The organism is Streptomyces sp. NBC_01549, from assembly GCF_026339955.1.
Lineage (GTDB): Bacteria > Actinomycetota > Actinomycetes > Streptomycetales > Streptomycetaceae > Streptomyces.
This window is the reverse complement of sequence record NZ_JAPEPW010000002.1, coordinates 2,098,959-2,111,878: the sequence shown is the minus strand read 5'-3', so window position 1 is coordinate 2,111,878 and position 12,920 is coordinate 2,098,959. Positions and strand designations below refer to the sequence as shown.

15 protein-coding genes and 2 pseudogenes are annotated in these 12,920 nt (G+C 69.8%); 7 read left to right on the top strand and 10 right to left on the bottom strand.

The window, feature by feature from the left end:
- Nucleotides 1–62 precede the first annotated feature (62 nt).
- From OG819_RS44815 to OG819_RS44805, 3 genes are all read right to left on the bottom strand, one after another.
- The gene (locus tag OG819_RS44815) at nucleotides 63–725 is read right to left on the bottom strand and encodes a response regulator transcription factor (RefSeq protein ID WP_266630702.1); all 663 of its coding nucleotides are present in this window, start codon (nucleotides 723–725) and stop codon (nucleotides 63–65) included.
- A 61-nt stretch (nucleotides 726–786) separates the two neighbouring features.
- Nucleotides 787–1,392, bottom strand: a complete 606-nt coding sequence (locus OG819_RS44810) for a phosphatase PAP2 family protein (protein ID WP_266630704.1) — start codon at nucleotides 1,390–1,392, stop codon at nucleotides 787–789.
- Nucleotides 1,389–2,090 (bottom strand): DedA family protein, encoded by a 702-nt coding sequence (locus tag OG819_RS44805; RefSeq protein ID WP_266630706.1) that lies wholly within the window; start codon nucleotides 2,088–2,090, stop codon nucleotides 1,389–1,391. The genes OG819_RS44810 and OG819_RS44805 overlap by 4 nt, the downstream gene beginning before the upstream one ends.
- A gap of 116 nt (nucleotides 2,091–2,206) precedes the next feature.
- Between OG819_RS44805 and OG819_RS44800 the strand changes: the two genes are divergently transcribed.
- From OG819_RS44800 to OG819_RS44785, 4 genes are all read left to right on the top strand, one after another.
- Nucleotides 2,207–2,596, top strand: coding sequence for a BlaI/MecI/CopY family transcriptional regulator (locus tag OG819_RS44800; protein WP_266428600.1), 390 nt, complete (start codon nucleotides 2,207–2,209; stop codon nucleotides 2,594–2,596).
- Nucleotides 2,593–3,534, top strand: coding sequence for a M48 family metalloprotease (locus OG819_RS44795; RefSeq protein WP_266630708.1), 942 nt, complete (start codon nucleotides 2,593–2,595; stop codon nucleotides 3,532–3,534). Before OG819_RS44800 ends, OG819_RS44795 begins: the two co-directional genes overlap by 4 nt.
- Nucleotides 3,535–3,621: 87 nt before the next feature.
- Nucleotides 3,622–5,103 (top strand): AlkA N-terminal domain-containing protein, encoded by a 1,482-nt coding sequence (locus OG819_RS44790; RefSeq protein ID WP_323138181.1) that lies wholly within the window; start codon nucleotides 3,622–3,624, stop codon nucleotides 5,101–5,103.
- 50 nt (nucleotides 5,104–5,153) lie between these two features.
- Nucleotides 5,154–5,636 carry a methylated-DNA--[protein]-cysteine S-methyltransferase gene (locus OG819_RS44785; RefSeq protein WP_266655143.1) on the top strand — a complete coding sequence of 161 codons (483 nt, stop codon included), beginning with the start codon at nucleotides 5,154–5,156 and terminating at the stop codon, nucleotides 5,634–5,636.
- A gap of 15 nt (nucleotides 5,637–5,651) precedes the next feature.
- On the opposite strand, the gene OG819_RS44780 is transcribed toward OG819_RS44785, so the two are convergent.
- Nucleotides 5,652–6,383: a Sir2 family NAD-dependent protein deacetylase gene (locus tag OG819_RS44780; protein WP_266630713.1), complete on the bottom strand. Its 732-nt coding sequence runs from the start codon at nucleotides 6,381–6,383 to the stop codon at nucleotides 5,652–5,654.
- Nucleotides 6,384–6,418: 35 nt separating this feature from the next.
- On the opposite strand from OG819_RS44780, the pseudogene OG819_RS44775 reads away from it, so the two are divergent.
- Nucleotides 6,419–6,949, top strand: a pseudogene (locus OG819_RS44775) (histidine phosphatase family protein); the annotation flags it as partial.
- 101 nt (nucleotides 6,950–7,050) lie between these two features.
- On the opposite strand, the pseudogene OG819_RS44770 reads toward OG819_RS44775, so the two are convergent.
- From OG819_RS44770 to tgmA, 3 genes and pseudogenes are all read right to left on the bottom strand, one after another.
- Nucleotides 7,051–7,195: pseudogene (locus OG819_RS44770) on the bottom strand (IS5/IS1182 family transposase); the annotation flags it as partial.
- A gap of 203 nt (nucleotides 7,196–7,398) precedes the next feature.
- On the bottom strand, nucleotides 7,399–8,355 hold the full coding sequence (locus OG819_RS44765) for an MvdC/MvdD family ATP grasp protein (protein WP_266630715.1): 957 nt from the start codon (nucleotides 8,353–8,355) through the stop codon (nucleotides 7,399–7,401).
- A gap of 14 nt (nucleotides 8,356–8,369) precedes the next feature.
- On the bottom strand, nucleotides 8,370–8,561 hold the full coding sequence (gene tgmA / locus OG819_RS44760; RefSeq protein ID WP_266634831.1) for a putative ATP-grasp-modified RiPP: 192 nt from the start codon (nucleotides 8,559–8,561) through the stop codon (nucleotides 8,370–8,372).
- A 286-nt stretch (nucleotides 8,562–8,847) separates the two neighbouring features.
- Here tgmA and OG819_RS44755 point away from each other — a divergent pair, with 286 nt between their 5' ends.
- Entirely contained in the window at nucleotides 8,848–9,336 is a 489-nt protein-coding gene (locus tag OG819_RS44755; protein ID WP_266655579.1) for a DUF4291 domain-containing protein, read from the top strand.
- Nucleotides 9,337–9,508: 172 nt separating this feature from the next.
- Here the strand turns inward: OG819_RS44755 and OG819_RS44750 are convergent, their stop codons facing one another.
- Nucleotides 9,509–10,138: a hypothetical protein gene (locus OG819_RS44750; protein ID WP_266655141.1), complete on the bottom strand. Its 630-nt coding sequence runs from the start codon at nucleotides 10,136–10,138 to the stop codon at nucleotides 9,509–9,511.
- A gap of 306 nt (nucleotides 10,139–10,444) precedes the next feature.
- On the opposite strand from OG819_RS44750, the gene OG819_RS44745 reads away from it, so the two are divergent.
- On the top strand, nucleotides 10,445–10,864 hold the full coding sequence (locus OG819_RS44745) for a hypothetical protein (protein WP_266655139.1): 420 nt from the start codon (nucleotides 10,445–10,447) through the stop codon (nucleotides 10,862–10,864).
- Nucleotides 10,865–11,107: 243 nt separating this feature from the next.
- Here OG819_RS44745 and OG819_RS44740 read toward each other — a convergent pair whose 3' ends face one another.
- Together OG819_RS44740 and OG819_RS44735 are read right to left on the bottom strand one after the other, a co-directional pair.
- Entirely contained in the window at nucleotides 11,108–12,061 is a 954-nt protein-coding gene (locus OG819_RS44740) for an IS481 family transposase (protein WP_266651254.1), read from the bottom strand.
- 118 nt (nucleotides 12,062–12,179) lie between these two features.
- On the bottom strand, nucleotides 12,180–12,824 hold the full coding sequence (locus OG819_RS44735; protein ID WP_266630722.1) for a CBS domain-containing protein: 645 nt from the start codon (nucleotides 12,822–12,824) through the stop codon (nucleotides 12,180–12,182).
- Between the last annotated feature and the right edge of the window lie 96 nt (nucleotides 12,825–12,920).

Below are 12,920 nucleotides of genomic sequence, written 5' to 3'. Positions count from 1 at the left end.
TGCCCTCGCGCCGGCTGACACGGCCGTCATGGCACCGGCTGACGCGCCGGCTGACAGGGCCCTCATGACAGGCGGTGGCCTATGCCGCGTGCCGTGGTGATGGTCAGCGCGCTGCCGCTGTCCCGGAGCTTGCGGCGCAGCCGGGTCAGATACTGGTCCAGCGTGTTGTCGCTGACCCGGGCGCCTTCCGGCCATCCGGCCCTGATCAGCTCGTGTCTGCGGACGATGTCCCCGGACCCCGCCATGAGCACCGCCAGCAGCCGGAACTCCGTCGGGGTGAGGCCGACCCGGGTGTCCTGGACGGTGAGGCCGTGCCCGACCGGGTCCAGGACCAGGTCCCCGGACGTGGTGGCCGGGAGCGGTCCGCTGCGTTTGAGTGCCGCCCGCAGCCGGGCGGCCAGCTCCGTCAGGTGGAACGGCTTGGGCAGATAGTCGTCGCCGCCGGCCGAGAAGCCCGCCAGCCGGTCCGTGAGGTGGTGATGAGCGGTCAGGAAGATGACGGGATAGAGGAATCCATTGGCTCTGATCGCCTGGCACACGTCCCGTCCGTCCGCGTCGGGCAGCCCGACATCCAGCACGGCCGCGTCGACGTCGTCCCCGGCCAGCCGCAGCGCGGTCGCCCCGTCCCGGGCGGGCACGGTGTCGAAGCCCTCGTCACGCAGCCCCCGCAGCAGGACGTCACGCAGGGCGTGATCGTCCTCGACGACCAGGATCGTGTGCCGCATGGTCCTCCTTCAGCCGCTCCGGAAGAGTGTTTGCCGGCTTCCCGTGGCGGTCGCCGCCGGTCTACGCCGAGATCAGCAACGGCCGCAGCCGCGAGTCCGTCAGCCGGCTCGCCAGCGGGTCGGAGAGTCTGCGCAGGACGGTCGTCAGCAGCATCGCGATCAGCGTGCCGACCAGGACACCGGCGACCACGTCGTGCGGATAGTGCGCGCCGACCCAGACCCGGGAGACGGCCATCAGGCAGGCGGCCAGCAGGGCGATGGTGCCGAGGCGGCGGGAGACGTAGAGCAGGGCCACGGCGGCCGCGGCGGCGATGACCGTGTGATTGCTGGGGAACGACCAGTCGCCCGGCGCGGGACACGCCTCCAGCGTCTTCACGCGCAGGCTCTGACAGGGGCGGTCCTCGCGGACGAGCATCTTGAACACGGAGTTCACCCCGAAGGCCACGACGACGATCACCGGCACCGCGAGCGAGACCATCGCCGCCTGGGCGCTGCTGCGACGGGCCTGCCACCAGCCCACGAGCATGAGAAGGGCGAACAGTGCCAGCCCGTACGTGGACCAGGCGGACACCAGGCTGTCCAGCCAGGACGGGGCGTGTTGGGCGAGATCCACCACGTAGGTGTAGGCGGAGCCGTCGATCGACGACCCGTCGAACGCGAGGATCATCCCTGGGCACCCTTCTCCGTGGTCGCGGTCGCGGCCTTGCGGGAGCGGCGGAGCTCGGCGGCCAGAGGCGTCAGCGACACGATGACGATCACGGCGATGATCGGGAGCAGATAGCGGTCGACGTTCGGGATCGAGGAGCCCAGTGCGTAGCCCGCGAGGGTGAGGCCGACACTCCAGACGAGACCGCCGACGACCTGCCACACGGTGAACGTGCGGGCGGGGACCTGGAGGGCGCCCGCCATCGGGTTGAGCACCGTGCGCACCACCGGGACGAAGCGGGCCAGCAAGATCGCCTTCGCATGGCCGTAGCGCTCCAGCAGCTCCTCGGCGCGCTTGGCTCCCTCGTGCAGCCGGGGTGAGCCGCTGCGGGCGAGCAGGGCGCCGCCCGCCTTGCGCCCGATGAGATAGCCGCACTGTGAGCCGGCCAGCGCGCCCACCGCGGCGCAGACCAGGAGCGGTCCCAGGGAGAGCTTCAGACTGCCGTGGCCCGACCCCGTGCACAGCAGGCCCGCCGTGAACAGCAGCGAGTCACCGGGCAGGAAGAAGCCGATCAGCAGCCCCGTCTCCGCGAACATCACCACGCCGACGCCCAGCACGCCGAAGGCGGCGAGCAGGGACTGGGCGCTGAGGACGTTCACCGCCAGCTCCGACCCGAGCTGTGACCCGAGCTGTGACGCTGCGAACAAAGGTGCGGCCATCGCCGGGAGCCCTCTCATACTGGACGGGCGGGCGCAGCCGTGACGGCACCCGAGTGACTACAATCCTGTAGACGGTCTACTGAACTGTAGACGATACCGGGGTGAGGATCGTTCCCATGACCAGCGCGAAGGACGAACGCCGACCGGCGGGTGAGCTCGAGGCCTCCGTCATGGCCGCCCTCTGGGCCGCCGACGCACCCCTCACGCCGGGCCGCGTCCAGACGGAACTCGGCTCGGGCCTCGCCCGTACGACGGTGACGACGATCCTGTCGAGGCTGCACGAGAAGGGGATCGTCGGCCGGGAGCGGCAGGGCCGCGGCTTCGCCTACTTCCCCGTCCAGGACCCGCACGGCCTCACCGCCCGCCGTATGCACACCGAACTCGACCGGGACGAGGACCGGGAGACGGCGCTGGCCCGGTTCGTCGCCCAGCTCAGCCCCGACGACGAGCGCCTCCTGCGTGATCTGCTGGAATCGGGTGAGCAACTGGAATCGGGTGAGCAATGACCACTCCGCTAATCATCTTGCTGCTCATCCCGATTCTGCTGCCCTTCGCCGTACCGACGCTGGCCCGCCGCTGCCTCGACCACCTCGCACCGGTCACCGCACTGTGGGCACTCACCCTCACGGTCCTCGTGCTGGCCGGCGCCTCCGTGGCCGCACTCGGTGCGCTGCTGCTCACCGGCCTGCTCAAGCTGCCGGTCCTGGCGGGCCTGGGTGAACTCGTCCACCCCCTGCGCACCCCGCCCAACCTGGTCGTCGTGCCCCTGGCGACAGCGGCCACCGGCCTCCTGACCGTCGGTGCCGCGACCCTCGTACGCTCCGCCCTGCGCCAGCTGCGCGCCTTTCGCGTCGCCCGCACCCAGGCCGACCGCCGACCCGCCGCGGGCGACCTGTGTGTGATCGAGTCGCCGCATCCGGACGCCTACGCGCTGCCGGGCCGTCCGCACCGCATCGTCGTCACCACCGCGATGCTCCGCAGTCTCGGCCCCGACGAGCGCGAGGCGCTCTTCGCCCACGAGCGGGCCCACAACGCGGGCGGCCACCACCGCTTCCTCGTCGCGGCGGAGATCGCCGCGCACTGCCATCCGGGGCTGCGCCCGGTCCGCGCCAGCATCGCGCTGGCCGCCGAGCGTGCCGCGGACGAGGCCGCCGCCACCGCGGTGGGGGACCGGCGGCTGACCGCGCGCGCCATCGCCCGCGCCGCCCTCGCCATCACGTCCGCCCGCTCCACCCGCCCCGACTTCGCCGCCGCCGCGACCACCGGACCCGTACCCCAGCGGGTCGCGGCCCTCCTCGCGGCTCCCGGGCACCGCCCCCGCGCCGCCTCCTGGATCGCCCTCCTCCTCGTCGCCTGCGCGACCGTCTCGGCCTCCGCGGCGGCGACCGGCGTCCTCACCTTCCATCACGAGGTGGAGATCGCCCAGGGCGAGGAGACCCGCTGACTGCGCGGCCCGCCGCCTGTCCGCAGCCGTGAGGTTGATGTCGGATTCTCGCCAGCCCCGACCCCGCGCGTGCCCGATGCTTGAGGCATGCGGAACGGGATGCACACCGACATGGCGCGCTGTGTGCGCGCCGTCCAGTCGAAGGACGCACGCTTCGACGGATGGTTCTTCACGGCGGTCCTGACCACACGGATCTACTGCCGGCCGAGCTGCCCGGTGGTGCCGCCGAAACCCGAGAACATGACGTTCTACCCGAGCGCGGCGGCCTGCCAGCAGGCCGGGTTCCGGGCCTGCAAGCGCTGCCGTCCGGACACCAGCCCCGGTTCGCCCGAGTGGAACCAGCGAGCCGACCTCGTCGCCCGCGCGATGCGCCTGATCGGCGACGGGGTCGTGGACCGCGAGGGCGTTCCGGGCCTGGCCGTCCGACTCGGCTACAGCATCCGTCAGGTCGAGCGGCAGCTGCTGGCCGAGCTGGGCGCGGGACCACTCGCGCTCGCCCGGGCCCAGCGCGCCCAGACCGCCCGGCTGCTCATCGAGACCACCGCGCTCCCGATGGCGGAGATCGCCTTCGCGGCCGGGTTCTCCTCCATCCGCACCTTCAACGACACCGTGCGCGAGGTCTTCGCCCTCGCCCCGAGCGAGCTGCGCGACCGGGTGCCGAAGAAACGCGCCCCGGCCACACCGGGCGTCCTGAGCCTTCGGCTCCCCTTCCGCGCCCCGCTCAACCCCGACAACCTCTTCGGCCACCTCGCGGCGACCGCCGTACCCGGGGTCGAGGAGTGGCGCGACGGCGCCTACCGGCGCACCCTGCGCCTGCCCTACGGCCACGGGATCGTCGGGCTCACCCCGCACGTCGACCACATCGCCTGCCGTCTCACCCTCAGCGACCTGCGCGACCTGCCCGTGGCGATCAGCCGCTGCCGCCGCATGCTCGACCTGGACGCCGACCCGGTCGCGGTCGACGACCAGCTGCGGACGGATCCCGTGCTGGCGCCCCTGGTGGAGAAGGCCCCCGGCCGCCGGGTGCCGCGCACGGTCGACGAGGCCGAGTTCGCCGTACGGGCCGTCCTGGGCCAGCAGGTCTCCACGGCCGCCGCCCGTACGCACGCGGCCCGCCTGGTCACCGCGCACGGCGAACCCGTCGAGGACCCCGAGGGCGGCCTCACCCACCTCTTCCCCTCCCCTCAGGCGCTCGCGGCGCTGGACCCGTCGTCACTCGCCATGCCGAGCACCCGCCGCACCACCTTCACCACCCTCGTAGGTCAACTCGCGGACGGCACACTTCACTTGGGGGTGGAGAGCGACTGGTCCGAGGCACGCGCCCGACTCCTCGCCCTCCCCGGCTTCGGCCCCTGGACGGTCGACGTCATCGGCATGCGCGCCCTCGGCGACCCCGACGCCTTCCTCCCCACCGACCTCGGAATACGGCGCGCGGCCCAGGAGCTGGGCCTGCCGTCGACCCCCGCCGCCCTCACGGCGCGCGCGTCGGCGTGGCGCCCATGGCGGGCTTACGCGGTCCAGTACCTGTGGGCGACGGACAGTCACCCGATCAACTTCCTCCCCGTATAAGCGACTTCAAGCAAACGCGCATGGATTCAAGCGACTCGAAGGTACGAACTGTGAAACAGCACACGGTCATCGACAGCCCGTACGGCCCCCTCACCCTCGTCGCCGAGGAAGGCGTCCTGTGCGGCCTCTACATGGTCGGCCAACGCCACCGTCCGCCGGAGGAGACCTTCGGCGAACGCGACGAGGCGCCCTTCGGCGAGGTCACCGACCAGTTGAAGGCCTATTTCGGGGGCGAGTTGAAGGAGTTCACCCTCCAACTGCGGATGTCCGGCACCCCCTTCCAGCGCGGCGTCTGGGATCAGCTGCGCCGGATCCCCTACGGCGAGACCCGCTCCTACGGCGAACTGGCCGAAGCCCTGGGCAACGCGGGCGCCTCCCGCGCGGTCGGCCTGGCCAACGGCAAGAACCCCATCGGCATCATCGTGCCCTGTCACCGCGTGGTCGGCGCGAACGGAAGTCTCACCGGATACGGCGGCGGCCTGGACCGCAAGCAGCGCCTGCTGGACTTCGAGAGCGGTACGGCTCTCTTCTAGCCCACTGCCCAGGCCCTAACTCTCCTCGCCCAGCGTTCGCAGCAGCTTCGGCAGGGCGGTACCGATCGGTTCCCGTACGACCTCGTCGGCCCGCTCGTCGTACGGCGTCGGCTCGGCGTTGACGATGATCAACTGCGCCCCGTGGTCGGCGGCGAGGCCCGCGAGCCCGGCGGCGGGCTGCACCTGAAGGCTGCTGCCGACCGCGATGAACACCTGGCACGCCTTGGTGATCGCCATCGCCTCACCGAGCACCACCGGATCGAGGCGCTGCCCGAACATCACCGTCGCCGACTTCAGGATCCCGCCGCACTCCAGGCACGGCGGGTCCTCTTCGCCGGCCTCGACCCGCGCGAGCGCGTCCTCCATCGGCCCCTTGGCATGACACTTGGTGCACACGACGGTACGCGCGGTGCCATGCAGCTCGATCACCTTGCGGGCCGGCATCCCGGCGAGCTGGTGCAACCCGTCCACGTTCTGCGTGATCACCCGCACCGGCACCCCGGACCGCTCCAGCTCGGCCACCGCCCGGTGGGCCGCGTTCGGCTCCGCCCGCAGTGTCCGGTTCTTGCGCCGCATCTGCCACGACCGCTGCCGGATCTCCGGATCATCCATGTAGAAGTCGTACGTCACGAGCTTCTCGGCCTCCGGATCCCGCCGCCACAGCCCGTTCGGGCCGCGATAGTCGGGGATCCCGGAATCGGTGGAGATACCGGCGCCACTGAGGATGGCGACGAGGGGCTTGTTCATGGGCCGAGGGTAGGCCGCCTGCCCGGTCAGGGCGAGTGGATATCGGGGGCGGCCGAAGCCAGACACCGCGTCGCTGGGCCGGCGACGCGGACGCTCTCCGTCGCGGTGAACGGCAGTCGAAAATCAGTGACCGCCTGAAACTGCTTACCGACGTGGGCGAGGCCGCAGCCAAGTCGCTCGCTCCGAGGCTCGCCCGACGCCATCTGGTCGCCGTGTTCAGCAGCCCGCTGAGCCGCGCTGTGCGGACGGCCGAGTTGGCGGTCCTGACCGGTGTCAGACCCGATTCCGACCTGATGGAGTGGGACTACGGCGGCTATGAGGGCCTGACCGCGGCGCAAATCCAGGAGACGAGGCCGGGCTGGGACCTGTGGCGGGACGGCGTCATTCCCGGCGACGCCGCCCATCCTGGCGAGCAGCTCCAGCAGGTGGCCGCGCGCACGGACGCGGTGCTGGACCGGATCCGGCCGCTGTTGGACGATGGCGACGTCGCCGTCGTCGCGCACGGTCATCTGGCACGCGTGCTCACCGTGCGCTGGCTCGGCCTCGACGCGTCCGCCAGCCGACTGCTCGGCCACCCACATCCAGGCACCCTCAGCTTCCTGGCCACCGAGGACGAGCAGCCCTTCATCGCCCCGCCTGGAACGTCCCGTAGCGGCAGCGCGCTGCTTCACGCCTGCTGCGAGAGGCGCCGGAAGCAAATGAGCGCCGCGGCGATGCCGGCGAAGGCCAGGAAGTGTTCCGCCTTGAGCTCGTAACGGCGGTGCAGGCGGCGGCACCCCGGCCAGCCACGCCACCGTCCGCTCCACGGTCCAATTCCTAGACGACCGGATGTCGGCTTCTGGTGCCGCGGTTGTCACGGGCCAGCAGTAGTCCCGCCAGAGGGTTGTGAGCGAGGCTTGACGTGGATCATCAAGCCGCGTTCATGGCCTCTTCCATGGCAGATCCCCCCACGCGCAGCAGTGCGCTGAACGGGTGCCGTGGGCGAAGCTGGGGCGGCACGCGCGCGGTGGTCGCCTCACCGGTCGGTCTCAGGTACACGGCGAGCCGCCTTGCGCTGTGACAGCCATAGGGCGACCGCCTCCGCGATCGGCTGACCGGTCTCCAGTTCGACGAAACCGAACTGGCCGCCCTGGTTGCACTCCAGGAACCACCACAGGCCCTCCTCGTCCTCGGCGAAGTCGAAGGCGGCGTACGCCAGTCCGGCAAGGGAGACGTACTCGTGCACCGACTTGCCGATGCGATCGGGTACCGAGACCACCTCCCAGGAGTGCTCGGTGTCGCCGTAGCGCCCGTCCACCTGGCCGGGCCCGGCAGCCTTCCGCGCGGCGAACAGCCGAGTGCCGACACAGGTCAGACGAATGTCGGCGCGCTTGGGTATGTAACGCTGCAGCAGCGCAGGGCCGGCCGCGACGGCGGAGAAGTCCGCGTCGGGTCGGATCAGGGTGGTGGGCAGGGTCAGCGCGGGATCACCGGGCGGCGGTCCCGAGGCGGACTTCACCACCACGTCTCGGTGCTCCTCGGCGAACTGCTGTGCCAGGCGCGGGGCCGCGGTGAAGACGGTCGGCGGTACGGCGAAGCCGCTGAGGTGAGCGACCCTCAACTGCCATGGTTTCAGGCGGGCCCGGTCGGCGTTGGGCGGATGGTTCATCCATCGCGTGGAAGCGGAGAAGAGCATTCCGAACAGCGCCTGACGGGTCTCGGCGGTCAACCACGGCGAGGGGTGTGTCGCGTGCGCCGCCGGTTCGCCGGGCCTGCGCACCCATACCGAGCGCAAGCCTCCCATGCCGAGTACATGTCCGTTCACCGACAGGTGGCCGTCGAAGTCGCCGTGGGCGTAGTGAGCGGACAATACGACCTTGTCCGGCACGTCGGCGGGGTCCAGCCGCATGACGGGTGTCCCCATCTCGTGCAACTTGGCCACCACCATGTCGGCGGTCACGTCCTCTTCGGACGTGAGGATCAGCGCAGTCATTCGGTTACGGGGCGTCAGTCATCGAAGTGCGTCTGGGAACCGGCGGTGGATGCGGTCGTGCCGACAGCCAGCAGCAGGTCCGGGTCACTGACGGCCGGGCGGCCGTCGGGAAGCACGTTCAACTGACGCGACTCGTCGAAGTGGTACGGCGTCACCACGGTCGGAAGCCCTTTGGGGAAGGCGTAGTTAAGGGTGAACGGTCGCACTCGAAACCTCCACAAATGCACATAGCCTGCATGCGGTCCCCACGCGCCCTTGCGTAAGGAACTCTCGCTTTCTGTCACATCGTGGTGAAGGTCATCACAGGTGCGCCGCATGATTCGCATCGCGCGCATCAACAGCATCACTGTTCTCACCTTCCCCACAAGTCACACATCGAATGGAGCGTCAGAACTGTCACAGGGGTACGAACGGTGACTGCTTCCTCACTCACAGAGGGTCTTCACGGCCCCTTTCATGCGCAAATCAGTGGTCATCCAGCAGTGAAGTGGGCTGGGGGGCGAAAAGGTCTGCGAAAACGGATTGACCTGGATCAAGCCGTCCTTTCTGTGGATGATGTACCGCTGCGGCTGGGCGACGAAGGCCGGGCAGGAGACCGTCCTGGCCATCGAGATCACCCGCGACGGTTTCGAATGGGTGTTGCGCCACGCCTGCCTGTCGAGCTACGTACGCGGGCTGCACCCCGACCGCAGCACCTGGCAACGTCAGCTCAAGCGCGCACCGGCCCGGGTTCAGTGGGACCCCGAGCGTGACCTGCACCTGCGGCCCCTGACGTATCGTTCACTCCAACTCGGCCTCTCCGGCGAGGCCGTAGGGCGATACGCGGACGAGTGGACGGTGGCCATCAGCGACGTGACTCCGCTCGCCCGAGAGGTCCACGACCTCGTAAGCCGCAGCGAGCTGGACGCTGCCGCGGGACTGCTGCCCCAGAAACGCCCCTACCCCGCCGGGGACGAACTCCTGGCCATCCTGCGCCCGTGACCGACAAGTTCACCGAACGGCCGACTGCCGCCTACGGGTCACACGGCAGCACAGGCCCGCCGGAACGGGGGTCAAGCTAAGTACCCCATTCGAAACCAACTGGGGTGCCTCGTGCCCGACGGGCATCGCTCCGGCCCCCGACGCCGAATAGCAGCAGGCAGGTCCTCAGCGATCAGTCCAGCGGCTCACGGCGCGGTTCCGGTGGGTGGATGCGATGGGCCGGGTCGGGGGGCTGGGTGGATTTGCCCGTTCGCCACAACAACAGGCAGCACAGGGCTGTCACTGTCAGACCGAGCAGCCATACGACTACCAGGCCGACCGTCGCACCGAGTGACCGTTGGCCATGGTCCGCCGCGAACGTTGCGGGAGCTGCCGCTCCGAGAGCGAGCACTGCCACCCCCGGGTAGGTGACGAAGTACGCATAGATCCACAACAACCCCGGAATGCCGAACCTCGCCGGGTTCTGGGCGACCCAGGATTCCCAGCCGAGGCCTCCCGGTATGCGTGGACTCAGATACTCGCGGATGTAACGGCCCAACTGTCCGATGCCGAGATGATCCTCGACAAAGCGCGAGCACAGCATGTACGTGCTGACCGGGACGATCAGCAAGAACCCGCTCCGGGACGTACCGGTGAGGGCGAAACTGAACACCGCGCCGGAGATGGTCAGTTGCAACGCAAGGATGTTGTGCTGAGTGGCCTGACGCTGAATGATCTCCTGTCTCAGGGCGGCGAATTCCGCCAGCGGCCCTTCGGTCCCGTGATCCGTTGATGTGCTCACCCAGTACCCCCGATTGTCCACCCGACAGCTCACTCTGATCGCACAGACGTCAGCATCACCAGATAGACGCAGGCCCGCAATACCAGCCGCTGCCGAACCGGATACGCATCCGTCACGTTCGAGTGCGCCCGCTGAAGGGCAGCAGGGGGAAGCAACAGTCCTCACCGAAAAAGGCTTGCCTCGACTCCAGGCGTGCGGCAGGTCCAGCCGCTGAAGGGATGTCGCTCACGCCCACGCTCCATGGCACGGCCGACAGGCCATGTGACAGCACAGACCTGACGGGACCGGTGTGTCATGCCCCATCGGGGTCGCGAAGTTCACCGAAGAGTGAGTGACTCGCTTCCGGGAGATCAAGCGGTACGGCTTGATCTCCCGGATCTGCCGGCGGACATCCGGCGGCGCCCCGGCGCCTACGGCCTGGACGGCACTTTCTGGTGCTACGCGGCCTATCTCAACGGGTGCCACGAGGGCAGCGGACGTACGGCGCTCGCCGGTTTCCGCGAGTGGCTGGCCGAAGAGCTGGGCCATGGCACCAACCTCATCTGGGAAGCACTCGCCCTCCGCCCCGTACTGCCGGCGGTCGACGCATCGCGCTTCCGGTCGCTGACCGCAGACGAAGACGCAGCCGCGGTGACTGGGCTCTTCAACCTGCTCGGGCAGTTCCGTGAGTCCAGGACGCCGAGCGATCAAACCGGGACGTACGACTCGACGCGCATCGCTCCGGCCCGCGAAGTCACCAACGACTAGGGCCTGTCCGGTCGATCATGGTGGAGGGGAGCAGCGCGCGCCCTGTCGATGCCGGTGAGCGGGGTGTGGTGCGTGCAGCTGCAAGGCGGAGGAGGGCGTCGACGTGATGGGGGTCCCCCCGCTCGAGCGAAGTCGAGAGTGGGGGAGTCGGTGACCGACGACAATGCCGCAGATGTGCGCCCGCCGCGGAGCGGCTGATGTCACCGCCACCCCGCGTCTCCGCCGTGATCGACCGGACAGGCCCTAGGTGTATTGACCCGTGAGGTTGGGGACGCGGCTGGCGGGTGGCTGGCCCTTGAGCGCGGTGTGTCCGCGGTGGTGATTGTAGGTGTGCAGCCAGTGCGGGTAGGCGTCGCGTCGTTCGCTCTCGGTTCGGTAGGGCGTCGCGTAGGCCCATTCGTCGAGCAGGGTGCGGTTGAAGCGCTCCACCTTGCCGTTCGTCTGGGGCCGGTAGGGCCGGGTTCGCTTGTGGGTGATCCCGGCTGCGGCGAGCGCGTCGCGCCAGAGGAACGACTTGTAGCAGGAGCCGTTGTCGGTCAGGACGCGCCGCACGGTGATCCCGCAGGAGGCGAAGTAGGCGTGGGCCCGCTGCCAGAACGCGGTGGCGGTCTCCTTCTTCTCGTCGGTGAGTATCTCGCTGTAGGCCAGGCGGGAATGGTCGTCGACAGCGTTGTGCAGGTAGCTCACGCCGGCGTTGGCGCGGTTCCTGCGGCCTGCCTGACGGCCGAGGACCTTGTGGCCGCCGCCGTCAGGGATGTTGCCGAGTTTCTTGATGTCGACGTGGACCAGGTCGCCGGGTGCCGGGTGTTCGTAGCGGCGGATGACCCGGCCTGTGGCGCGGTCGAGGTGGGAGAGGCGGGACAGGCGGTAGCGGGTCAGGATGCGGTGGACGGTGGCCGGGTTCAGCCCGAGGAGGTAGGCGATACGAGCCGGCCCCCAGCGGCGCAGGACGCGGACCTTGATGACCCTGCGCTCGGTGCGTGTCGGGGTCCGGCGCGGGCTGTGGTGCGGGCGGGAGGAACGGTCGGCCATGCCCGCCTCGCCGAGCAGGCGGTAACGCCCCGCCCAGCGGGCAGCGGTGGTGACCGATACCTGAAACCGTTCCGCGGCCCGGCGGAGCGGCCATCGGTCCTCGACGACGCAGCGGGCCAGACGCAGGCGGCCGGTCTCGGTCAGGGGTGCATTACGGTGGGGCATGAGGGCCTTCTTGTCGTTCGTGTGTAGACGTCGCAATCCACACCGAACCCGGAAGGCCCTCACTCGTTCAAGATCACCCAACCGTGATCACTGTCACCAACCTCCGTGGACAGAACACCTAGTCCGCCCGGGCGGCCGTGAGGTGGGCTTCCACGGCGACGACACCGTCGACGCCCTGGCACAGGCCCACGACCACCGGGCCGAGACGCGGTTCCGGGACGTGACCCCGCAGGGTAACGGCACCGTCCCGGACCTCGACCGCGACGGTGCCCTCTTCCAGGCCGAGGATGCGCCCCAGGACGTCCCGCTCGACCTCGCCGCGGATCTCAACGTCGGAGCGGATGAAGGTGTCCAACAGGTCACTGCGGCTGACGATGCCGGTGAGGAGCCCGTGGTCGCCGACCACCGGCAGCTGCTTGACGTGCCGCCTGCGGAGTTCCCGCGCGGCCCGGGGGATCGTCCAGTCGGCACGGGCGGTGACGACGGGGCTGCTCATGAGCGCGCTCGCGGTCCTGGCCCGGGCCTTGCCCCAGGCGCGCTCGTCGTTCCCGTCCTGCCCTTGCGGTTCGGGCATGCCGGTCTCGTGCCGCAGCACGTCTGACGCGGACACGACGCCGATGGGGGCGCCCTCGTCGTCGATGACCGGGGCCGCGGCGATGTCGTTCGCGTCCAGCAGGGCGGCGATCTCGTGGAACGGTGTGTTGGGGCGGAGGGTGATGACCTCCTCGGTCATCACGTCACCGACCGTGCGGCGGTACAGCATGGCATCGGCCTCCTCCGCTTCGTGACGGGGCGGCGCCCCGGCCTCCGCGGCCGTTCGTCCACCGTCTCCCCTACCCATGACAGCACCGCGCCGCTC

Excerpts from the sequence above, each read along its gene's own strand:
- OG819_RS44735 (WP_266630722.1), bottom strand. The coding sequence starts at position 12,824 with ATGCTGTACCGCCGCACGGTCGGTGACGTGATGACCGAGGAGGTCATC.
- OG819_RS44740 (WP_266651254.1), bottom strand. The coding sequence starts at position 12,061 with ATGCCCCACCGTAATGCACCCCTGACCGAGACCGGCCGCCTGCGTCTG.
- OG819_RS44810 (WP_266630704.1), bottom strand. The coding sequence starts at position 1,392 with ATGATCCTCGCGTTCGACGGGTCGTCGATCGACGGCTCCGCCTACACC.
- OG819_RS44800 (WP_266428600.1), top strand. The coding sequence starts at position 2,207 with ATGACCAGCGCGAAGGACGAACGCCGACCGGCGGGTGAGCTCGAGGCC.
- OG819_RS44795 (WP_266630708.1), top strand. The coding sequence starts at position 2,593 with ATGACCACTCCGCTAATCATCTTGCTGCTCATCCCGATTCTGCTGCCC.
- OG819_RS44765 (WP_266630715.1), bottom strand. The coding sequence starts at position 8,355 with ATGACTGCGCTGATCCTCACGTCCGAAGAGGACGTGACCGCCGACATG.
- OG819_RS44805 (WP_266630706.1), bottom strand. The coding sequence starts at position 2,090 with ATGGCCGCACCTTTGTTCGCAGCGTCACAGCTCGGGTCACAGCTCGGG.
- OG819_RS44790 (WP_323138181.1), top strand. The coding sequence starts at position 3,622 with ATGCGGAACGGGATGCACACCGACATGGCGCGCTGTGTGCGCGCCGTC.
- OG819_RS44815 (WP_266630702.1), bottom strand. The coding sequence starts at position 725 with ATGCGGCACACGATCCTGGTCGTCGAGGACGATCACGCCCTGCGTGAC.
- OG819_RS44780 (WP_266630713.1), bottom strand. The coding sequence starts at position 6,383 with ATGAACAAGCCCCTCGTCGCCATCCTCAGTGGCGCCGGTATCTCCACC.